Origin of the sequence: Microbacterium sp. LS_15 (assembly GCF_041954735.1) — a bacterium.
Lineage (GTDB): Bacteria > Actinomycetota > Actinomycetes > Actinomycetales > Microbacteriaceae > Microbacterium.
The window spans coordinates 153613-174118 of sequence record NZ_JAVAYD010000005.1 but is presented as its reverse complement, the minus strand read 5'-3'; the positions used below and the strand labels follow the sequence as shown (position 1 = coordinate 174118).

Here is a 20506-nt window from a genome sequence, read left to right as displayed (position 1 = left end):
ATGGACTTCGGAAGCATCTTCTCCAACACCGCTGTCTACCTGTTCAGCCCGGTCACGATCGCATACGCGCTCGCGGCGACCGGCCTCGCGGTGCACTTCGGCTACGCCGGTCTGCTGAACTTCGGCATGGCGGCGTTCATGGCGGTCGGCGGCTACGGCTACGCGATCTCCGTGCTCTCCTTCGGCCTCCCGTGGTGGGTCGGAATGCTCATCGGGCTCGGCGGCGGAGCGCTGTTCGCGGTGCTCCTCGGCATCCCGACGCTGCGACTGAGAGCCGACTACCTCGCCATCGCGACCATCGCGGCGGGTGAGATCGTGCGTCTGCTGTTCACGACGCAGCTGTTCGACGAGTTCACCAACTCGGCCGACGGCCTCGCCCAATACAACGGCGGGTTCCGCGACGCGAACCCCTTCCCCACCGGAACGTACGGCTTCGGACCGTGGACCTACACGGCGAACGACCTGTGGAACCGCGTGTTCGGCGTGATCGTGCTGGCTCTCGCCGTGCTCGTCGTCTGGGCGCTCATGCGCAGCCCATGGGGCCGCGTGCTCAAGGGCATCCGCGAGGACGAGGACGCCGTGCGGTCGCTCGGCAAGAACGTGTTCGCCTACAAGATGCAGGCCCTGGTGGTCGGCGGCATCATCGGCGCGGCGGGCGGCATCGTGTTCGTCCTCCCCTCCGCCGTGGTGCCGGGCAGCTACACGACCTCGCTCACCTTCTTCCTGTGGACGGTGCTCCTGCTCGGCGGTGCCGCGACGGTCTTCGGGCCGACGCTGGGCGCCATCCTGTTCTGGGTCGTGTTCGCCTTCCTCGCGAACCTGCTCCCGGCCATGGCCAAGGCGGACCTCCTGCCCATGTCCGACAGCCAGGCGTCGACGCTGGTGTTCATCTTCGTCGGCATCGCCCTCATGCTGCTCGTGATCTTCCGCCCGCAGGGCATCCTCGGAGACAAGAGGGAGATGACCTTTGTCAAATGAACTGACCCCCGACGCCGGCGCCGAATCGGCCCCCGCGACGGGAAGCGTCCGACGTCCGAAGACGACCGGCCTCACCAAGGGCCCGGCCGCCCCCGGCGTCGCCAAGGTCGACCCCATCCTCGTGGTGGATGCCGTGCAGCGCCGCTTCGGCGGCCTCACCGCGGTCGACGTCGATCACCTGGAGGTCCCGCGCGGAGCCATCACCGCGCTGATCGGCCCGAACGGCGCCGGCAAGACGACGCTGTTCAACCTGCTCTGCGGGTTCGACAAGCCCAACAGCGGATCGTGGTCGTTCGACGGCAAGAACCTGTCCGGCGTGCCGTCGTTCAAGGTCGCCCGCATGGGCCAGGTGCGCACGTTCCAGCTCACGAAGTCGCTGTCGCTGCTCACGGTGCTCGAGAACATGAAGCTCGGCGCCCCGGGCCAGCGCGGCGAGGGCTTCTGGTCGAGCCTCTTCCCGTTCCTGTGGCGCAAGCAGGACCAGGAGATCGAGCTCAAGGCGCGCGAGCTGCTCACGCGCTTCAAGCTCGACGCCAAGGAGAAGGACTTCGCGGCAGCGCTCTCGGGCGGTCAGCGCAAGCTCCTCGAGATGGCCAGGGCGCTCATGAGCGACCCGACGCTGGTGATGCTCGACGAGCCGATGGCCGGCGTGAACCCGGCGCTCACGCAGTCGCTGCTCGATCACATCCTCGACCTCAAGGAACAGGGCATGACCGTGCTGTTCGTCGAGCACGACATGCACATGGTGCGGCACATCGCCGACTGGGTGGTCGTGATGGCGGAGGGACGCGTCGTCGCCGAGGGGCCGCCCGAGGAGGTCATGGAGGATCCGGCTGTCGTCGACGCGTACCTCGGTGCGCATCAGGACGTCGATCTCGGCGCCGTGACCGGCCGCATCCCGGTACTGGCCGACACCGCCGCCGTGAAGCTGCGGGAACAGATCGAGGCGGAGGCCGATGCGGAACTGGCCGCCGAAGAGGCAGAGGAGGGACGCGCATGAGCGATGCGGCATCCGTGAACGGGAAGGCCCCGGCGCACGATGACGTGGTCGTCGAGCTGAAGGACGTGCACGCGGGCTACCTGCCCGGCGTGAACATCCTCAACGGCGCGAACCTCGTCGCCAGGCAGGGGGAGCTGATCGGCATCATCGGGCCGAACGGCGCCGGGAAGTCGACGCTGCTCAAGGCGATCTTCGGGCTCGTGAACGTGCGAGACGGCGACATCACCGTGAAGGGCGAGAGCATCGTCGGCCTCAAGGCCGACAAGCTCGTCAGACGCGGTGTGGCGTTCGTACCGCAGACGAACAACGTCTTCCCCTCGCTGTCGATCGAGGAGAACCTGCAGATGGGGCTCTACCAGAACCCCAAGGCCTACACCGAGCGGCTGGAGTTCGTCACGGGCATCTTCGCCGAACTCGGCAAGCGCCTCAAGCAGCGAGCCGGATCGCTGTCCGGCGGTGAGCGCCAGATGGTCGCGATGTCACGCGCGCTCATGATGGACCCGTCGGTGCTGCTGCTCGACGAGCCGTCGGCCGGCCTCTCCCCCGTACGTCAGGACGACGCGTTCATCCGCGTCTCCGACATCAACAAGGCAGGCGTCACGACCATCATGGTCGAGCAGAACGCCCGCCGCTGCCTGCAGATCTGCGACCGCGGCTACGTGCTCGACCAGGGCCGCGACGCGTACGAGGGCACCGGACGCGACCTGCTGAACGACCCGAAGGTGATCGGCCTGTACCTCGGCACCCTGGGCACGGACGCCGCCTGACGGCTCAGAGACGAGAGGGGCGGATGTTGCGGCATCCGCCCCTCTCTCGTGCGTGCGCGTCCCGTTCCCTGGTCGTCGAGCGAGCGAGCGGAGCGAAACGCCGCCCCACCCCACGACACGCATGACGAAGGCCCCGGATGCTTCATCCGGGGCCTTCGCGCGATCAGTCAGCGGGCGCTGGCGTGATCAGTTGGTGCGCTCGATGGTGTTCTCGGCGTTGTACTTGTAGATGCCGATCGTGGCGCCCTGCGGGTCGCCGTTCTCGTCGAACGTGACCTCGCCGGAGTAGCCGTCGTAGTCGGCCGTGCCGCCGTCGTTGATGATCTTGGCGCAGTCCGCGAACGTGGTGCACTTCTCACCGTCGCCAGAGCCGCCCGAGATCTCCTGCATCTTGGCCGCGATGTCCGCGCCCTCGGTGGAACCGGCCGCGAGCGAGGCGAGAGCCACGAGCACGACGGCGTCGTAGGCCTCTGCCGCGTAGGTGAAGTCCTTCACCTCGGAGTTGCCCTCACCGGTCCAGTACGTCTGGAGGCGGTCGGTGAAGTCGTCCTCGAGTGCGGGACCGGCCTTGGTGCCCTGAGCGCCCTCGAGCGAGACCGGGATCTCGTCGCCGTAGTCGGAGAGGTTGCCGTCGACCATGTAGAACTTGTCGGCGGAGATTCCGGCGTTCACCAGCAGCGGCGCGATCGTCTTGAACTGGTCGAACGACACGATCGCGACGGCGTCGGGGTTCTGGGCCTTGATCGTCTCGACCTGCGCGTCGAACTGCGCGTCGCCGACGTTGAAGGACGCCTCGGCGACGACCTCGCCACCTGTGCCCTCGAACGTCTCCTTGATCGCGGCGTCGAGGCCGGTGCCGTACGCGTCGTTCTGGTAGATGATGCCCAGCGACTTCGCACCGTCCTCGGCGATCAGGTTGCCGAGGACCTCACCCTGGAGCAGGTCACTCGGGGCGGTGCGGAAGTAGAGGCCGTCGTCGTCCCACGTGGTGAAGTCGGGCGACGTGTTCGAGGCCGAGATCTGCAGGATGCCGGCGCTGACGTTTCCGTCGAGGATGAGCTTCGAGACGCCCGAGGCCGCGGCGCCGACGATCGCGGAGACACCCGCGCTCTGGAGCTTGGTGATCGAGGTCTCGTACGCCTTGGTGTCGGTGTCGCCCTCGTCCTCGGCGGTGAGGTCGATCGTGATGCCGGCGTCTGCGTCGTTGATCTCCTTCACGGCCAGGCCGACGCCCGACTCCATGGGCGGACCGAGGAACGCGAGCGATCCGGTCTGCGGCAGCAGCGAGCCGAGCTTGAGGGTGAGGTCCTGTGCCGGCTTGTCGCCGCCGCCCGAGGACTCCTCCGACGGCGAGCTGCTGCAGCCCGAGATGACCAGCGCCGAGGCGCTGACGAGCGCGACCCCTGCGATGATCTTGGCGCTGCGCGAGCGCGTGAATACGGTCATGATGCTCCCTTGCGTGACTGGCCGTGGACTGTGGACCACGGTCGGATGATCTACACATTAGGTGCAGAACGCTTCCGGGAGGGGTCGGTAGTGTTTCGGTGCGTTAACGATCCGCTCGCGCGCTTCCGCGGCGGACAGCGGGGCCGGTCTGGCGGTCTCGGACCGGCCCGACGGCCGTGCGGCGTCCGCGCCGTGCGGCCAGCAGCAGGTCGATCACGAACACCGTGATCGCGACCCAGACGAGCACGAATCCGATCCAGCGTTCGATGGGCATCGGCTCGCCCAGCACGACGGCGCCGATGAGGAACTGCATCACCGGGGTGATGAACTGGATCATGCCGATCACCGCGAGGTCGATGCGCCGAGCTCCCGCGGCGAACAGCAACAGCGGCACGGCGGTCGCGACTCCGGCGAACGCGAGAAGGACGGCGTGCCAGGCTCCGTTCTGGCCGAAGGAGAGCCCCTCCGGCGTCGTCGCGACGACGACGAGCTGCACGACGGCGATCGGGATCAGCCAGAAAGACTCGAGGGTGAGGCCGCTCACGGCATCCACGGCCGGCCCGATCTTCTTCTTGATGAGGCCGTACAGCCCGAAGGAGGCGGTGAGCGAGAGCGCGATCCAGGGGAAGTGGCCGTACAAGACGATGATCGCGACGACCGCGACCGCCGCGATGCCGATCGCGGTCCACTGCAGGCGTCGGATGCGCTCCTTCAGCACGAACACCCCGAGCAGGACCGTCGTGATCGGGTTGATGAAGTAGCCGAGGCTCGTCTCGATGACATTGTCAGACAGCGTGCCGATGAGGAACACCTGCCAGTTGACGTAGATCAGGAGTCCGGCGAGCGCCGTCCAGCCGAGCAGTCGAGGCTGACGCAGGATCACTCCGAACGCCTGCCACCCGCGCGTCACCGTCAGCAGGATCACGCAGAAGACGAGCGACAGCAGTACCCGCCAGGCGACGACCTCCCACGGACCGGTCGGTGCCAGCAGCAGGAAGTACAGCGGCAGCACTCCCCAGAGGAGATACGCGCCGCCTGCGAACGCGATCCCCGCCGTCTGGCTGGATCGCGGGGCGGTGGTCGTCGAGGTCACCGCACAACCCTAGTCCCGGCCGAGCGGGCCGCCTGCTCGGTGCTCGACCGCCCTACGAGAATGGCAGGATTCGGACGCGCTGTGGCCGAATGCAGGAAGAGCCCGGATGCATGATGCATCCGGGCCCTTCCGAGAGACGCTGTCTCAGCGGACGACGACCGCGAGGACGTCGCGAGCCGACAGGACGAGGAACTCGTCTGCGCCGAACTTCACCTCGGTGCCGCCGTACTTGCTGTAGAGCACGCGGTCGCCGACGGCGACGTCGAGCGGAACGCGGTTGCCGTTGTCGTCGATGCGGCCGGGGCCGACCGCCACGACCTCGCCCTCCTGGGGCTTCTCCTTGGCGGTGTCGGGGATGACCAGGCCACTCGCGGTGGTCTGCTCGGCCTCGACCTGCTTGATGACGATGCGGTCCTCGAGCGGCTTGATGGAAACCGACACGGTCTACCTCTTCTTTCTTGACGCTGACACGAAAGACTTGTTCGCACTCTCAACCCGAGAGTGCTAACTGCAAGTGTAGGCGGTCGGCTGGCACTCATGCAATGCGAGTGCCAGCGACGGCCGCCTGCCCGTGTCGGTCGCCCGCCTAAGCTGAGGGCGTGGAGATGTCGGAGTTGCGTGCACTGCTCACCCCGGAAGGGCTCGGGCTCCTCGACGATCTGGGCGACGTCGACCAGGCGGCCGACGTCGCGCGGACGGTCTCGCGCCTGCGGGCGGCCGGCCACTCCCCCGATCTCGTCTCGGCCGTCGTCGGCCAGGCGCGGCTGCGCGCCAAGGCGCACGCCAAGTTCGGCGACTTCGCCGACCGGATGCTGTTCACGCGCGCCGGGCTGGAGCAGGCGACGCGCCTCGGCGTCGCCGCGCGGCACGCGCAGCGACTGCGTCGCGCGGCGATGACGTCCGTGGCCGACCTCGGCTGCGGCATCGGCGGCGACGCGCTCGCGTTCGCCGGCGCGGGCCTCGACGTCCAGGCCGTGGACGCCGACGAGGTCACCGCCGCGATCGCCGCCTACAATCTCGCCCCCTTCGGCGAGTCCGCGCGCGTGCAGCACGGAACAGCGGAGGCGAACCTGCCGCAGGCGGCCGACGGACTCGCCGTCTGGATGGATCCCGCCCGGCGCACCTCCGGCCACAGCGAGACCAGGCGGGTGACCGCCGACGACTACTCGCCCTCGCTCGACTGGGCGTTCGCGGTCGCGGCCGAGCGCCCCACCGGCATCAAGCTCGGCCCCGGCCACGACCGCGACGCGCTGCCCGCCGACGCCGAGGCGCAGTGGGTCAGCGCCGACGGCAGCGTGGTGGAGCTCGTGCTCTGGACCGGCGCCCTCGCTCGCGAGAGCGTGCGCCGCGCCGCGCTCGTCATCCGCGGCGAGCGCTCGCGCGAGCTGACCGCCGGAGCGGATGCCGAGGACGCCCCCGAACGCGAGCTCGGCGCGTTCCTGCACGAGCCGGACGGCGCCGTCATCCGCGCCCGCCTGATCGGCGACGTCGCGCGGAGCCTCGAGGCCGGGATGCTCGATCAGCGCATCGCCTACCTGACCTCCGACGCCGCCCTGACCAGCCCGTTCGTGCAGTCGTTCCGGGTGCGCGAGACGATGCCCGCGAATCCCAAGGCGATCAGCGCCGTCCTCCGCGCGCACGGCATCGGCACCGTCGAGATCAAGAAGCGCGGCATGGACGTCGACCCGGCCGCCTTCCGCAAGAAGCTCACGCTGCGCGGAGACGCCTCGGCGACGCTGATCCTCACGCGCATCGGCGACCACCGCCGCGCGATCCTCGCCGACCGCGTACCCCTTGCGGAGTAGTCAGCCGTCCCCCTCCGCGGGGATCTCGACGAGGATCGGATCCCCGTACTCGCCGCCGAGCTCGATCGACACGCCCTCCGCGTCGGCGGGCACCCCCTGCTCGATGGTCAGATACGGATTCATCCAGTTCGTGAACCGCACGTGCAGCGACCACGTCTCGGTGGTGCCGTCGGCGGCCGTCTCGACGCTCAGCACCCGGATGTCGGCGGCGCTGTCCTGCGACGCCTGACACGCGCCGGCCTCATCAGCGGCGTCGACGATCATGCAGCGCAGCATCCCGCCGCTCTGCGTGCCGTCGGCGGGCTTCTCGGCGATCCAGACCGGCCGGTCGTGGAAGTACCCCACGACCGACAGGCCGGGGAGGTACCCCTGGTCGACGAGCTCTTCCGCACGCTCGCGGTCCTGGCCGTCGAACTGGTCGAGCATCGAGTCCTGCGGCCGCCACCGCTGCACCCACGCCAGCGGCTCGCCCGTGGTGGCACGGGCGAGCACCGCCGACACCGACGCGCCGTACGCGTCCGCGGGATCGTCGGGATCGTCGACGGGTACCGACAGCGACACGCTCAGCGCCATGTCGTCGACGCCGTCGGTCGGCCGGCACTGCTCCGCAGAGGCCTCTCCGACGTCGAGGACCACGCACGTCTCGTCGGCGCCGTCGCGGGTCGCGTACCAGACGACCGCATCGTCGTCCTCGGTGACGAGGCGTACGGAGCCGTCGTCGTACTTCCCCTCGGCCTGCAGCTCGAGGCGTCGCTCCTGCTGTCCCGCGGTGAGCGCCGACTCCGCACCCCTGGCACCGAACAGGGCCCACCCTGCGGCCACCCCGATGAGAAGCAGTGCAGCGGATGCCGCGACCGCCGCCTTCGCATGGGAGCGCACAGCCGCGCCGAGACCCGAGAGCACGGGGGCATCCGTTCCGCGCGACTCCTCGGGGCGGTTCGAGGAGGGACTGGGGATGTCGCCCGCGGAGTCCCGGGTGTCGCGCGCGGCAGATGTCGTCTCGGGGGCGCGCGTGCCGGAGCCGGGCGTCTCGGATTCGCCGGTGTCTGAGGCGCTCGGTTCCGAGGCGCGCGTGCCGGAGCCGGCGGTCTCGGGGTCGGGCGTCGTCTGAGAGCGAGGACTCTCGGGTGCGAGCGCGGCTTTCCGCAGCGACTCCAGCTCGGCCAGTCGCCGCGCATCGGCATCCGTCAGCCCGCCTCCGCGGCGGTAGGCCCGCGCGAGAAGGGCTCGCCGCTCCGACTCGTCATCCGGACGCATCGTCGGCGCCTTTCGAGATCGTGAGGTACTGGCGGCCCATGCCGAGGTGGTACTCGTATCTGGTCGTGGATCCGTCGTCCGCGACGCGGTCCAGCACCAGCGCGAGTCCCTCCGGTGCGCTCCAGAGCCCGTCCACGCACGCCTGAAGCGGATCGGGCTGCGACCCGTCGTAGATCAGGCAGGCGCGCTGGGTGTTCTTCTCCGTGGCGAACCAGACGGGAACCTCGCCGTCGTACCCGACCACCGTGAGGGAGCGCTCATCGAATCCGGAGTCGCCGAGCCGCACGGCGATCTCCGCCTCGACCGGCGACGCGAACTGCACACCGCTGGACTGCGAGGAGGTGATGTAGTTGTAGGAGATGACGGCGGGGTCGCCGCCGGCGGCGAGGTACATCTGCGCGTCCACGACGTTCTGCAGCTCGCCCTCTCCGGGCGACGTGATCGACGCGTACAGCCCCTGTGCGCGCACCTGTTCCTCCGTCGAGCACACCGGCGCGGAGCTCTGCCCGTCGGCGAGCACGAGACAGAAGTTCTCGCCGCCCTTCTGCGTGGCGAACCAGATCACCACGCCCTCCTCCTCACGAAGAGCGCGCAGCGACCCGGGGTCGTAGACGCCGGTCGCCACGAGTTCGCTCTGCCACTGCTGCTGCTCCGCCGTGAGGGCGATCGGCTCGGGGCCCCCGTCGGCGAACACGAGCCAGCCGATGAGCACCCCGAGGCAGACGAGCGCCGCGACCGAGGCCGCGACGACCGGCCAGCGACGGCGCAGCGCGCTCCGGACGGTGTCGGGGCGCGTCGGACGGTCGGATGCCGGTGCGACGGCGTCGCGCGGCGGCGCCGTCCCGTCGGGCTCGGTGCGGAGATCGTCGGGCGGCGTGGTGCGCAGCGGCACCGCGTCGATGAGGGGCTCAGGGCCGACGTCCCGTTCGCTCGCTGCCTCCGCCTCGGGCTGAGCCACCGGGGCCCGCGTGTCCTCGAGATGTCGAAGGCGGTCGGCGTCGGCATCGGTGAGCCCGCCGCCGCGACCGTAGGCGCGTGCCTGCAGGGCGCGCAGCTCCTCGATCTCGTCGGCGTGCAGCATCCGCTATCCGAGCCGCTCGAACTGCATGCCCGCCCAGACCAGCCACGCGAGGCTGTAGACCGTGGCGGCGAGGCCCAGCACGAGCGCCCACCGGGCGATCGCGCGGCTCTCGACGGGACGACGCAGCGACATGATCGCGGCGATCACCGCGACCACGGCGATCGGGATGCCCCACCCCACGAAGAACGACGCCCCCAGCGCGACGATCGCCGCCGTGAGCGCCCACGGCGCGAGGCGGGTGTCGTCGGCAGGTGCGGTGCCCGTCGACGGCTGCCAGTCGTCGTGTCGGGGGTCATCGGCGATCGGACCCGTCGCGACCACAGGTTCCACGGTCACCGGTCCGGTGGGCAGCTTCGCGTAGCCGTCGCGGCGCGCTCCCGGCAGCCGGGCCGAACCCGCCGGACGCTCGACCTCGCCACTCGGCCCCTCGACCGTCGTGCGCGGGACGGGCCGTTCACCCGACGTCCCGTCCGAGGGCCCGCTGCGGGGCGGCAGGGAGGCGTCGGTCATGACGGCACCGGCACGCGCTCGGCCACCTGGATCTCGGTGACGGGCAGTGTCGAGTCCGCACCGAAGGCGAGCGTCGACGGACGACGACCCGACGAGATCAGCTCCGCGGCGAGCGCTGCGATCATGGCTCCGTTGTCGGTGCACAGCGACAGCGGGGGGATGCGCACCGTCACGCCTGCGGCCTCGGCGCGCGCCAGCGCGACCTCGCGCAGCCGTCGGTTGGCGATCACGCCGCCGCCGAGCAGCAGTCGCGGGACCCCGAGGTCGGCGCAGGCCGCGAGGGCCTTCGTGACGAGCACGTCGACGACTGCTTCCCGGAAGCTCGCCGCGACATCCGCGACGGGAACCGCGGTGCCCTCGGCCTCGCACCGTTCGACCCACCGCGCGACCGCGGTCTTCAGCCCGGAGAACGAGAAGTCGTAGCGGTGCTTCGCCATGTCGGACGCCCGCGAGAGCCCGCGCGGGAAGCGGATCGCGTCGGGGTCGCCGTCCACGGCCGCCCGGTCGATCTCCGGACCGCCGGGGTACGGGAGCGACAGGAGTCGGGCGACCTTGTCGAACGCCTCCCCCGCGGCGTCGTCCATGGTCTCGCCCAGCATCTCGACATCGGTCGTGAGGTCGCGCACGTGCAGGAGCGAGGTGTGCCCGCCCGAGACGAGCAGCGCGACGGTCGGGTACTCGAGCGGCTCGGACTCCGGGGTGAGGATGTCGGCGGCGATGTGCCCGACGAGGTGGTTCACGGCGTACAGCGGCTTGTCGAGCGACACCGCCAGCCCCTTGGCCGCGCCGACCCCGACCATCAGCGCACCCGCGAGCCCCGGACCGCTCGTCACAGCGACGGCGTCGAGGTCGTGCAGCGAGACCCCGGCCTCGGCGAGGGCCGCATCGATCGACGGCTGCAGCGCCTCGAGGTGCGCCCGCGCGGCGACCTCCGGCACGACGCCGCCGTAGCGGGCGTGCTCGTCCATGCTCGACGCGATCGTGTTCGACAGCAGCGACCGACCGCGGACGATCCCGATCCCGGTCTCATCGCAGCTGGTCTCGATGCCCAGCACCAGGGGCTCGGTCATGCGGTGGCCTCCTCTGCGGCATCCGTCGCCGCGCCTCGCGCGTGCTGCAGCACGAGACGCATCACGATCGCGTCCACGTCGTCCGGCTGGTAGTAGCGGGGACGCCGGCCGATCTCCTCGAACCCCTCGGAGCGGTAGAGACCCTCGGCACGGGGGTTGTCGGCGCGGACTTCGAGGAACACCTCGCGAGCTCCCCGTCCGGCCGCCGCGTCGAGCAGAGCCCGCAGCAGTGCCCGACCTCGGCCGGCGCCCCGGTGCTCGGCGTCGAACGCGATGGTCTGGATGTCGGCGTCGGCCGAGCCGCGCAGCGCCCGCACCCCGCCGTACCCGATCACCGAGCCCTCATGCTCGTCGACCAGATAGCGTCCGTTCGGACTCGACAGCTCGAGCGCCATGGCCTCCGAGCTCCACGCGTCGGTCGGGAACGAGCGGTGCTCTATCGCCATGATGGCGTCCAGGTCGTCGGCCGTCGCCGCGCGCAGGGTCACAGCCCGACCTTCTTCGGCGCGCCGGGCATCGTGACATCGGGATGGCGCATGTACAGCGGCTCGTCCCCCGCGAGAGCGCGTCCGGCGCGCAGAGCCCGCGCCCCGACCACGGCGAGGTCGGCGGCCGACAGCGTCGCGACCTCGATCGCGCGTAGCCCGTCGAGCACGGAGTCGAGTTCGACGCGCCGCACCAGAACGGTGTCGGCGACGATGTGCGGGATGCGGTCGGCATCCGTCCCGTCGAAGACCGTCACGGCCACCTCGCGGCGCCGCGCGTCGGTCACGATCGCGAAGGGGCCGGTCACGGCATCCGTCTCGATCGATCGCAGGGCGGGGGCGAAGTGACTCGGGATGGGTACGACCGGGATGCCGCGGCCGAGCGCGAACGTGCGCGCGGCGGCGATGCCGATGCGGAGACCCGTGAAGGGCCCTGGCCCCATGCCCGCGACGACGTGGGTGACCCGAGCGGCGCCCGCGTCGTCGATCGCGCGGTGCAGCAGGTCGCCGATGACCTCGGCGTGGCCGAGCGGATCGGCGGTCGCCGCCTCGCAGCGGACGCCGTCGTCGCCGACGATGGCGACGGTGGTGCCCAGGGAGGTGTCGACGGCGAGGATCACCCCTCCAGGGTAGTCGCCCCTCCGTCGACGGTCCCTGAGCGCGACGCACGGGTGATCGTCACGTGTCGCGGGGCGTCGGCATCGAGCTCCGACGGATCGAGATCGTCTTCGCCGTCAGCGCCGACCGGCCGCTGGAGCTCGATGTCCCACCAGACGTCCGCGAGTTCCTCGGCCATTCCCCGACCCCACTCGATGACGACGACGGAGCGGGCGAGGTCCAGGTCGAGGTCCTCCAGCTCCGCGGCCGAGCCGAGCCGGTAGGCGTCGACGTGCACGAGCGGCGTGCGACCGGCGAGGGACGGATGCGTGCGCGCGATGACGAAGGTCGGGCTCTGCACCGGCCCTCGCACCCCGAGACCCTCGGCGAGCCCCCGGGTGAACGTCGTCTTGCCCGCGCCCAGTGGGCCGGTGAGGATCAGCAGGTCACCGGCCTCGAGCTTCTCGCCGATGCGGTGGCCGAGCTGCTCCATCTCGTCGGAGGTCTCGATGTCATGGCGTCCGAGGAGCGCCCGATCGATGCTCACGACGACCTCCGCGCCACGCGCGCGCCGATGCGGGTGACGATCTCGTAGTTGATGGTGGATGCCGCGTTCGCCCACTCCGCAGCCGACGGCACCCCCAGGGTCGGATCGCCGAACAGCACGACCTCGTCGCCGATCGACACCGCCGCGTCGCCGACGTCGACGACGAACTGGTCCATCGCGATGCGGCCGACGTTCGTGTAGCGGCGTCCGTTGATCGACACCGGTAGGCGACCCGATGCGTGCCGCGGCACCCCGTCGGCGTACCCGAGGGGAACGAGCACGAGGGTCGTGTCGTGCGGGGCCCTGTGATCGTAGCCGTAGGAGACTCCGGCTCCCGCCGGTACCCGTCGGACGGCCGCGACCGCGCCGCGCAGCGTCATCGCGGGGCGGAGGCCGAGCTCCGCCGACGACCGGTCCTCGAAGGGCGAGAGCCCGTAGATGCCGACCCCGACGCGCACGGCATCGAGTCGCATCTCGGGCAGGTCGATGGCCGCCGCCGTCGCGGCGATGTGACGGATCTCGGGATGGATGCCGAACGACGCGGCGAGGGCGACGCCCTCCTCGAAGCGCGCGAGTGCTTCCCGGTCGTCCTGCGGGGAGGTGTTGGAGAGGTGGCTGAACAGCCCGACGATGCGCAGTCGCCCGATGCGCTCGAGCCGCGCGGCCTCGGCGAGCACGCGGCGCCAGTCGGCCGGGGCGATACCGTTGCGCGAGAGGCCCGTCTCGAACTTCAGGTGCACGCCGACCGGACGGTCGACGCTCGCCGCCGAGGCTGCGGCCTCGAGCTGGTCGAACGAGGAGATGCCGAGTTCGATGCCATGCTCGGCCGCGTGCTCGAACCGCTCCCCCGGCGCGTGCAGCCACGCCATGATGGGGGCCGTGATGCCCTGGCGCCGCAGTTCCAGCGCCTCGGGGATCTCGGCCACGCCGAGACGCGTCGCCCCGCCGGCGAGGGCGGCGACGGCGGCGGCCGCCGCACCGTGCCCGTAGGCGTTGGCCTTGACGACCGCGATGACGTGCACCCCCGTGAGGCGGCGGAAGTGCCGGACGTTGTCGCTGATGGCATCCAGGTCGATCCTGGCCTCGCGGAACGGTGCGCTCACAGGGGGTCTCCTTCCGCGACGACGAACGCCGCGGCGAGTCCCGCGTCGTGGCTGAGGGTCAGGTGCAGACGGCTGATGCCGCGCTCGGCGACGACCTCGGCCGTGGTACCGGAGAGCACGAAGTGAGGGCGCCCGGATTCCTCCGAGGCGATCTCGATCTCGATCCAGTGCACCCCGTCCGACCCGCCCAGCGTCTTGATCAGCGCCTCCTTCGCGGCGTAGCGCGCGGCCAGCGATGGCAGGCGCAGAGGGCGCTCGGCGGGGGCGAACAGCCGCTCGCGCAGCCGCGGAGTGCGCTCGAGAGTGCGCTCGAACCGCGGGATGTCGACGAGGTCGATGCCGGTCCCGATGATCACCTGTTCAGCCTAGTCGCGAGCCGCCGCGGCGCCGCCCGCCTGGCCGACGTTCTCCGTGCGGCCGGCCGGCCGGACGGGCAGGTCCAGCCGGCCGGATCAGAGGTCGTCAGCCGGTCGCGCGCTGCGGGCTACTCGACCGTGACGGACTTCGCGAGGTTGCGGGGCTGGTCGACGTCGAGCCCCTTCGCGGTGGCGAGAGCCATCGCGAAGATCTGCAGCGGCACGACGGCGAGCAGCGGCTCGAACATCGGACCGGCGAGCGGGATGCGGATGACCTCGTCGGCGAACGGCAGCACGGCGGCGTCGCCCTCTTCGGCCACCACGATGACCCGGGCACCGCGAGCGCGGATCTCCTGGATGTTCGACACGACCTTGGAGTGCACCAGGGCGGAGTGCCGCGGCGACGGCACGAGCACGAACACGGGCTGCCCCGGCTCGATCAGCGCGATCGGCCCGTGCTTGAGCTCGCCGGCGGCGAAGCCCTCGGCGTGGATGTAGGAGATCTCCTTGAGCTTGAGCGCACCCTCGAGCGCGATCGGGTAGCCGACGTGGCGACCGAGGAACAGCACCGAGCGGGTGTCGGCCATCCAGCCGGCCAGCTGCGAGACGTGGTCGTTCTCGGTCTCGAGCACCTTTGTGATCTTCTCCGGCAGGGCGGCGAGCTCCGCGACGTCGACCGACGCATCGGTGACCGAACCGCGGACACGACCCATGTGCAGCCCGAGCAGCAGCAGAGCGGTGATCTGCGCGGAGAACGCCTTGGTCGAGGCGACGGCCACCTCGGGACCGGCGTGCGTGTAGACCACCGCGTCCGACTCCCGAGGGATCGTCGCGCCCTGGGTGTTGCAGACCGACAGCGTGCGGGCGCCCCGCTCGCGCGCGTACTTCACGGCCATGAGCGTGTCCATGGTCTCGCCCGACTGGCTGATCGACACGACGAGCGTGTCGTCGCCGATCACCGGGTCGCGGTACCGGAACTCGTGCGCGAGCTCCACGTCGACCGGCACGCGCGCCCACTGCTCGATCGCGTACTTGCCGACAAGTGCGGCGTACGAGGCGGTGCCGCATGCGGTGATGATCACGCGGCTGACGCTCGTGAACAGGTCGTCGAGTCCGTCGAGCTCCGGGATGACCACCTGATCGCCCTGGATACGGCCGCGGATGGTGTTCGCGACGGCCTCGGGCTGCTCGGCGACCTCCTTGGCCATGAAGCTCGACCATCCGCCCTTCTCGGCGGCTGCGGCATCCCACGATACGTCGAAGGGCTCCGCCTCGACCGGCGTTCCGGCGAAGTCGGTGACGGTCACGGCATCCGGCGTGATCGAGACGATCTGGTCCTGGCCGATCGCGAGTGCCCTGCGGGTGTGCTCGACGAACGCGGCGACGTCGGAGCCGAGGAAGTTCTCGCCCTCGCCGAGGCCGATCACGAGCGGCGAGTTGCGCCGAGCGCCGACGACGAGTCCGGGGTGGTCCTGGTGCATCGCGAGGAGGGTGAACGCGCCCTCGAGGCGGTTCACCACGGCGCGGAAGGCGAGCTGCAGGTCGCCGCCGTTGCCGCGGTACTCGCGGCCGAGCAGGGCCGCGGCCACCTCGGTGTCTGTCTCGCTGCGGAACGACACCCCGTCGGCCGCGAGCTCGTCGCGTAGGGTCGCGAAGTTCTCGATGATCCCGTTGTGGATGAGGGCGAGGCGGTCGTCGTCCGCGAGGTGCGGGTGGGCGTTGACGTCGGTCGGGCCGCCGTGGGTCGCCCAGCGGGTGTGACCGATGCCGGTGCTGCCGTCGGGCAGGGCGGCGTCGGCGAGCGAGTCGCGCAGCGCCGACAGCTTGCCGGCCTTCTTGCGCATGCCCAGCGAACCGCCCTCATCGATGACGGCGACGCCGGCCGAGTCGTAGCCGCGGTACTCGAGGCGGGCGAGGCCGGCGAGAAGGATGTCCTGGCTGGGCCGCGGGCCCACGTATCCGACGATTCCACACATGAGGTACAGAGTAAGCGCCCCATTTTGCGAAGGTTCCGAACGAACCCGCGCCCCGCGGACGCCGACGCCGACGGCGACGCCGACGATCAGAGCTTGCGAAGGAGCACGCTCTCGACGCTGTGGTCCGCACCCTTGTTCAGCACGAGGCGCGCTCGGTGCTTGGTCGGCATGACGTTCTCGACGAGGTTCGGCATGTTGATCTCGTTCCAGTAGCCCAGAGCCGTCGTGATCGCCTCGTCATCGGTGAGGTGCGCGAAGACGTTGAAGTACGACGAGGGGTTCAAGAACGCTCCCTGGCGCAGGGCGAGGAAGCGGTCCACGTACCACTTCTCGATGTGCGAGGTGTCGGCGTCCACGAAGATCGAGAAGTCGAACAGGTCGCTCACGGCGACGTCGTTCGGGGCGGGCGGCGGCTGCAGCACGTTGAGCCCCTCCACGATGACGACGTCCGGGCGGCGCACGACGACGTGGGCGTCCGGCACGATGTCGTATCGCATGTGCGAGTAGAACGGCGCACGGACCTCCGCAGCGCCGCTCTTCACCTCGGTGAGGAACTCGATGAGCGAGCGGCGATCGTACGACTCCGGGAAGCCCTTGCGCTCCATGAGACCGCGCCGCTCGAGCTCGGCGTTGGGATAGAGGAAGCCGTCCGTGGTCACGAGTTCGACCCGCGGCGTCCCCGGCCATCGGCTCATGAGCTCGCGCAGCAGGCGCGCGATCGTCGATTTGCCCACCGCGACCGATCCCGCGACGCCGACGACGAACGGCGTGGTCGAGTCGTCCTCCTGCAGGAAGTCGCTCGTCGCGGCGCCCAGGCGCTTGGTGGCCGTGGCGTAGAGGCTGAGCAGGCGGCTCAGCGGCAGGTACACCTCGCTGACCTCGGTGAGGTCGAGACGGTCGCCGATGCCGCGGAGCTCGACGACTTCGGTCTCGGTGAGCGGCTGATCGAGGCCTGCGGCGAGTCTGGCCCACTCCTGGCGCCCGATCTCGCGGTACGGAGACAGCGGAAGCGCGGGGTCGACGGTGGTCACCGCACCATCGTATCGGGGCGCGGGTAGTCTCTTCCCGTGCGCCTGGGAGTCCTCGACATCGGATCCAACACCGTCCACATGCTGGCGGCCGACGTGCGCGCGGGCGGACGCCCGCTCGCGACGACCAGCGACCGGACGGCGCTGCGCCTCATGCGCTATCTCACCGACGACGGAGCGATCTCCGACGACGGTGTCCGAGCGCTCGTGGACGCGGTGCGCCGCGCCCGCCGCGTCGCCGAGGAGGAGCGCGTCGACGAACTGCTCGCGACCGCCACGAGCGCGGTGCGGGACGCGACGAACGGCGCCGAGGTGATCGCCCGCATCGAGGACGCGCTGGATCAGCCGCTGCAGGTCCTCGACGGCGAGACCGAGGCCGAGCTGACCTTCCTCGCCGTACGTCGCTGGTTCGGGTGGTCGGCCGGCCAGATCCTGCTGCTCGACATCGGCGGCGGGTCGCTCGAGATCGCCGCGGGCGGGGAGGAACTGCCGGATGCCGCGGCATCCGTCCCGCTGGGGGCGGGCCGCATGACCGTGCAGTTCCTGCCGAGCGATCCGCCGGGCGAGGACGATGTCGAACGTCTGCGCACGCATGCCGCAGCGACGGTGGATGCCGTGCTCCCCCGGTTCGCGGCGCTGCCCCGCCCCGACCACGTGGTCGGATCATCGAAGGCGATCCGCTCGCTCGCGAAGCTCGTCGGCTACCCGGTCCCCGGGTGGTCGGGGTCGGAGCGGATGCTGCTCCCCCGCGCCGCGCTCGGCTCGTGGATCCCCCGGCTCGCGCGCCTTCCCGCGTCCGCCCGCCAGGAACTGCCGGGCATCACCGCGGATCGCACCTTCCAGATCGTCGCGGCGGCCGTGGCGCTGCACGCGGCGATGTCGGCGCTCGACGTCGACGAGCTCGAGGTGTCGCCGTGGGCGCTCCGCGAAGGCGTGCTGCTGCGATACATCGAGCAGCTGGGCCAGGGCCGGCCCTGACCCAACTGCTCTGACCTGAGGTCAGAGTGCGAGGCGTTCGCGCACCACGTCAGCGAGACGATCGGCGTAGGACTGCGCCGATTCGGCGTCGGCTGCTTCGACCATGACGCGCACGAGAGGCTCGGTGCCCGACTTGCGCAGCAGGACGCGTCCGGTGTCGCCGAGCTCGGCCTCGACCTCGCGGATCGCCGCCTGCACGACGTCGTCGGATCCCACGGCGTCCTTGTCGACGTCGCGCACGTTGATGAGCACCTGCGGGTACACGGTCATGACGCTCGCCAGCTCCGCAATGGACTTGTTCTGGCGGGCCATCTCGGCCACGAGGTGCAGACCGGTGAGCAGCCCGTCGCCCGTCGTCGCGAACGCGCTCATGATGACGTGCCCGGACTGTTCGCCGCCGAGCGCGTAGCCGCCCTCGTTCATGTCCTCGAGCACATAGCGGTCACCCACCGCCGTCTGGCGGACGGTGATGCCGTGCTCGCGCATGGCGAGGTGCAGACCGAGGTTGCTCATGACCGTCGCGACGAGGGTGTCGTCGGTCAGGTGACCGCGCTCCTTCATCGACACGGCGAGGATCGCCATGATCTGATCGCCGTCGACGACGTTGCCCTGCGCGTCGACGGCGAGGCAGCGATCGGCGTCTCCGTCGTGCGCGATGCCGATGTCGGCTCCGAGCCGGACGACGGCCTCTGCCAGGTTGTCGAGGTGGGTCGAACCGACGCCGTCGTTGATGTTCCAGCCGTCGGGGTCGGCGCCGATGACGGTGACCTCGGCTCCGGCGTCGCGGAACGTCTCCGGCGAGACGCCGGAGGCCGCGCCGTGGGCGCAGTCGAGCACGACCTTGATCCCGTTCAGGCGGTTCGGCAGCGACCCGAGCAGGTGCACGACGTAACGGTCCTCGGCGTCGGAGAATCGGATGATCCGGCCGACGCCGGCGCCGGTCGGGCGCAGCATCTCGCCGGCCATCGCCGCCTCGATGCGCTGCTCGACCTCGTCGGGCAGCTTGCGTCCGCCGCGGGCGAAGATCTTGATGCCGTTGTCGGGCGCGGCGTTGTGCGACGCCGAGATCATCACACCGAAATCGGCGTCACGATCGGCGACGAGGAACGCGAGCGCGGGGGTCGGGATGACTCCGGCCTCGAGCACGTCGACACCGGAGGACGCGAGACCCGCGGACACCGCAGCCTCGAGGAAGTGACCGGAGACCCGAGGGTCGCGGGCGACCACCGCCGTGAGTCGCTTGCCTTCGGCTTTGCGAGCCTCCGCAGTACGGCCCTGGCCCAGGACGACAGCAGTCGCCTGGGCCAGGGTGAGCGCCAGGTCGGCGGTGAGGATGCCGTTGGCAAGTCCTCGCACGCCGTCCGTGCCAAAGATCGGCATCGGAGCAGTGGACCTTAACGCTTGGAGTACTGAGGCGCCTTACGGGCCTTCTTGAGTCCGGCCTTCTTGCGCTCCTTGACGCGAGCGTCGCGCGACAGGAAGCCGGCCTTCTTCAGGGTCGGACGGTTGTTCTCGACGTCGATGCCGTTGAGGGCACGAGCGATGCCGAGACGCAGCGCGCCGGCCTGCCCCGAGGGGCCACCACCGGAGATGCGCGCGATGACGTCGTAGCCGCCCGCGAGGTTGAGGACCGTGAACGGGTCGTTGATCAGCTGCTGGTGCAGCTTGTTCGGGAAGTAGTCCTCGAGCGTACGACCGTTGACCGTGATCGTTCCCGAACCGGGGACGAGGCGCACGCGGGCGATGGCCTGCTTGCGACGGCCGACAGCGGCACCCGGGACGCTGAGCACGGGGCGGGGGGCCGCCTCGACAGCGTCGCTCTCGGGGGTCGAGGTCGAGAAGTTCTGGAGGTTTTCGGTGGAGTCCTGGATGTCAGCCACGAGTATGTCCTTAGTCTGTACGGCGCTTACTGGGCGACCTGGTCGAGGGTGTACGGCTGGGGCTGCTGCGCGGCGTGCGGGTGCTCGCCACCCGTGTACACCTTGAGCTTCGACAGCTGCTGACGGCCGAGGCTGTTCTTGGGGAGCATGCCACGGATGGCCTTCTCCACAGCGCGGACCGGGTTCTTCTCGAGCAGCTCGGCGTAGTTGACGGCCTTGAGACCACCCGGGTAGCCCGAGTGACGGTAGGCGATCTTCTTCTGGAGCTTCTGACCGGTGAGCGCGACCTTGTCGGCGTTCACGATGATGACGAAGTCACCCGAGTCGATGTGGTTGGCGAAGGTCGGCTTGTGCTTGCCGCGCAGGAGCGCTGCGGCGTGCGAGGCCAGGCGGCCGAGAACGACGTCGGTGGCGTCGATGACGACCCAGTCGCGCTGGACTTCGCCAGCCTTGGGAGTGAAAGTGCGCGTCACGATAGTGCTGCTTTCTTGTTCGAACGGAGAGGTTCGTGAATCCCACTCCGGGGTGGTTCGACCTGTCGCGCGATGC

At 70.2% G+C, this 20506-nt stretch carries 22 protein-coding genes; 5 read left to right on the top strand and 17 right to left on the bottom strand.

The features are described from left to right. The 3 genes from RAC69_RS09105 to RAC69_RS09095 are packed head-to-tail and all read left to right on the top strand — an operon-like array spanning position 1 to position 2745. Positions 1-978: a branched-chain amino acid ABC transporter permease gene (locus tag RAC69_RS09105; RefSeq protein WP_096714299.1), complete on the top strand. Its 978-nt coding sequence runs from the start codon at positions 1-3 to the stop codon at positions 976-978. Further along, positions 968-1978, top strand: coding sequence for an ABC transporter ATP-binding protein (locus RAC69_RS09100; RefSeq protein WP_375086544.1), 1011 nt, complete (start codon positions 968-970; stop codon positions 1976-1978). The genes RAC69_RS09105 and RAC69_RS09100 overlap by 11 nt, the downstream gene beginning before the upstream one ends. Further along, positions 1975-2745: an ABC transporter ATP-binding protein gene (locus RAC69_RS09095; protein WP_375086543.1), complete on the top strand. Its 771-nt coding sequence runs from the start codon at positions 1975-1977 to the stop codon at positions 2743-2745. The genes RAC69_RS09100 and RAC69_RS09095 overlap by 4 nt, the downstream gene beginning before the upstream one ends. 186 nt (positions 2746-2931) lie before the next feature. Here the strand turns inward: RAC69_RS09095 and RAC69_RS09090 are convergent, their stop codons facing one another. The 3 genes from RAC69_RS09090 to groES all read right to left on the bottom strand — a co-directional run bounded on the left by RAC69_RS09090 (position 2932) and on the right by groES (position 5725). Continuing rightward, positions 2932-4191 (bottom strand): ABC transporter substrate-binding protein, encoded by a 1260-nt coding sequence (locus RAC69_RS09090; protein ID WP_375086542.1) that lies wholly within the window; start codon positions 4189-4191, stop codon positions 2932-2934. 103 nt (positions 4192-4294) lie between these two features. Beyond that, on the bottom strand, positions 4295-5284 hold the full coding sequence (gene rarD / locus RAC69_RS09085; RefSeq protein ID WP_375086541.1) for an EamA family transporter RarD: 990 nt from the start codon (positions 5282-5284) through the stop codon (positions 4295-4297). 144 nt (positions 5285-5428) lie between these two features. Continuing rightward, positions 5429-5725, bottom strand: a complete 297-nt coding sequence (groES, locus tag RAC69_RS09080; protein ID WP_017203655.1) for a co-chaperone GroES — start codon at positions 5723-5725, stop codon at positions 5429-5431. A gap of 158 nt (positions 5726-5883) precedes the next feature. On the opposite strand from groES, the gene RAC69_RS09075 reads away from it, so the two are divergent. After that, positions 5884-7089 (top strand): SAM-dependent methyltransferase, encoded by a 1206-nt coding sequence (locus RAC69_RS09075; protein ID WP_375086540.1) that lies wholly within the window; start codon positions 5884-5886, stop codon positions 7087-7089. Here the strand turns inward: RAC69_RS09075 and RAC69_RS09070 are convergent, their stop codons facing one another. The 11 genes from RAC69_RS09070 to coaA all read right to left on the bottom strand — a co-directional run bounded on the left by RAC69_RS09070 (position 7090) and on the right by coaA (position 17102). Then, complete coding sequence (locus RAC69_RS09070; protein ID WP_375086539.1) at positions 7090-8346, bottom strand: hypothetical protein; 1257 nt, start codon at positions 8344-8346, stop codon at positions 7090-7092. Beyond that, entirely contained in the window at positions 8333-9427 is a 1095-nt protein-coding gene (locus RAC69_RS09065) for a hypothetical protein (RefSeq protein WP_375086538.1), read from the bottom strand. Before RAC69_RS09065 ends, RAC69_RS09070 begins: the two co-directional genes overlap by 14 nt. Before the next feature lie 3 nt (positions 9428-9430). Then, positions 9431-9937: a hypothetical protein gene (locus tag RAC69_RS09060; RefSeq protein WP_375086537.1), complete on the bottom strand. Its 507-nt coding sequence runs from the start codon at positions 9935-9937 to the stop codon at positions 9431-9433. Further along, complete coding sequence (tsaD, locus tag RAC69_RS09055; protein WP_375086536.1) at positions 9934-11007, bottom strand: tRNA (adenosine(37)-N6)-threonylcarbamoyltransferase complex transferase subunit TsaD; 1074 nt, start codon at positions 11005-11007, stop codon at positions 9934-9936. The genes RAC69_RS09060 and tsaD overlap by 4 nt, the downstream gene beginning before the upstream one ends. Continuing rightward, a complete protein-coding gene (gene rimI / locus RAC69_RS09050; RefSeq protein WP_375086535.1) occupies positions 11004-11495 on the bottom strand; it encodes a ribosomal protein S18-alanine N-acetyltransferase in 492 nt (163 codons plus the stop codon). Before rimI ends, tsaD begins: the two co-directional genes overlap by 4 nt. Next, positions 11492-12112, bottom strand: coding sequence for a tRNA (adenosine(37)-N6)-threonylcarbamoyltransferase complex dimerization subunit type 1 TsaB (gene tsaB, locus RAC69_RS09045; protein WP_375086534.1), 621 nt, complete (start codon positions 12110-12112; stop codon positions 11492-11494). The genes rimI and tsaB overlap by 4 nt, the downstream gene beginning before the upstream one ends. Next, the gene (tsaE, locus tag RAC69_RS09040; RefSeq protein WP_375086533.1) at positions 12109-12636 is read right to left on the bottom strand and encodes a tRNA (adenosine(37)-N6)-threonylcarbamoyltransferase complex ATPase subunit type 1 TsaE; all 528 of its coding nucleotides are present in this window, start codon (positions 12634-12636) and stop codon (positions 12109-12111) included. Before tsaE ends, tsaB begins: the two co-directional genes overlap by 4 nt. Continuing rightward, on the bottom strand, positions 12633-13739 hold the full coding sequence (gene alr / locus RAC69_RS09035) for an alanine racemase (RefSeq protein WP_375086532.1): 1107 nt from the start codon (positions 13737-13739) through the stop codon (positions 12633-12635). Before alr ends, tsaE begins: the two co-directional genes overlap by 4 nt. Next, entirely contained in the window at positions 13736-14095 is a 360-nt protein-coding gene (locus RAC69_RS09030) for a holo-ACP synthase (protein ID WP_375086531.1), read from the bottom strand. Before RAC69_RS09030 ends, alr begins: the two co-directional genes overlap by 4 nt. Before the next feature lie 128 nt (positions 14096-14223). After that, positions 14224-16071 (bottom strand): glutamine--fructose-6-phosphate transaminase (isomerizing), encoded by a 1848-nt coding sequence (glmS, locus tag RAC69_RS09025; protein WP_375086530.1) that lies wholly within the window; start codon positions 16069-16071, stop codon positions 14224-14226. Between the two features lie 86 nt (positions 16072-16157). Then, positions 16158-17102, bottom strand: a complete 945-nt coding sequence (coaA, locus tag RAC69_RS09020) for a type I pantothenate kinase (protein WP_375086529.1) — start codon at positions 17100-17102, stop codon at positions 16158-16160. 36 nt (positions 17103-17138) lie between these two features. Here coaA and RAC69_RS09015 point away from each other — a divergent pair, with 36 nt between their 5' ends. Continuing rightward, on the top strand, positions 17139-18077 hold the full coding sequence (locus tag RAC69_RS09015; protein ID WP_375086528.1) for a Ppx/GppA phosphatase family protein: 939 nt from the start codon (positions 17139-17141) through the stop codon (positions 18075-18077). Between the two features lie 21 nt (positions 18078-18098). On the opposite strand, the gene glmM is transcribed toward RAC69_RS09015, so the two are convergent. The 3 genes from glmM to rplM are packed head-to-tail and all read right to left on the bottom strand — an operon-like array spanning position 18099 to position 20430. Then, positions 18099-19457 (bottom strand): phosphoglucosamine mutase, encoded by a 1359-nt coding sequence (glmM, locus tag RAC69_RS09010; protein ID WP_375086527.1) that lies wholly within the window; start codon positions 19455-19457, stop codon positions 18099-18101. Positions 19458-19471: 14 nt separating this feature from the next. Then, positions 19472-19957: a 30S ribosomal protein S9 gene (gene rpsI / locus RAC69_RS09005; protein ID WP_096714316.1), complete on the bottom strand. Its 486-nt coding sequence runs from the start codon at positions 19955-19957 to the stop codon at positions 19472-19474. 26 nt (positions 19958-19983) lie between these two features. Continuing rightward, positions 19984-20430 (bottom strand): 50S ribosomal protein L13, encoded by a 447-nt coding sequence (rplM, locus tag RAC69_RS09000; protein ID WP_096714317.1) that lies wholly within the window; start codon positions 20428-20430, stop codon positions 19984-19986. Positions 20431-20506 lie beyond the last annotated feature (76 nt).

What these genes read in the sequence shown, in the direction of transcription:
- tsaD (WP_375086536.1), bottom strand. Translation starts at nt 11,007, where the DNA reads ATGACCGAGCCCCTGGTGCTGGGCATCGAGACCAGCTGCGATGAGACC.
- RAC69_RS09070 (WP_375086539.1), bottom strand. Translation starts at nt 8,346, where the DNA reads ATGCGTCCGGATGACGAGTCGGAGCGGCGAGCCCTTCTCGCGCGGGCC.
- RAC69_RS09060 (WP_375086537.1), bottom strand. Translation starts at nt 9,937, where the DNA reads ATGACCGACGCCTCCCTGCCGCCCCGCAGCGGGCCCTCGGACGGGACG.
- RAC69_RS09065 (WP_375086538.1), bottom strand. Translation starts at nt 9,427, where the DNA reads ATGCTGCACGCCGACGAGATCGAGGAGCTGCGCGCCCTGCAGGCACGC.
- glmM (WP_375086527.1), bottom strand. Translation starts at nt 19,457, where the DNA reads ATGCCGATCTTTGGCACGGACGGCGTGCGAGGACTTGCCAACGGCATC.
- RAC69_RS09105 (WP_096714299.1), top strand. Translation starts at nt 1, where the DNA reads ATGGACTTCGGAAGCATCTTCTCCAACACCGCTGTCTACCTGTTCAGC.
- RAC69_RS09090 (WP_375086542.1), bottom strand. Translation starts at nt 4,191, where the DNA reads ATGACCGTATTCACGCGCTCGCGCAGCGCCAAGATCATCGCAGGGGTC.
- RAC69_RS09095 (WP_375086543.1), top strand. Translation starts at nt 1,975, where the DNA reads ATGAGCGATGCGGCATCCGTGAACGGGAAGGCCCCGGCGCACGATGAC.
- glmS (WP_375086530.1), bottom strand. Translation starts at nt 16,071, where the DNA reads ATGTGTGGAATCGTCGGATACGTGGGCCCGCGGCCCAGCCAGGACATC.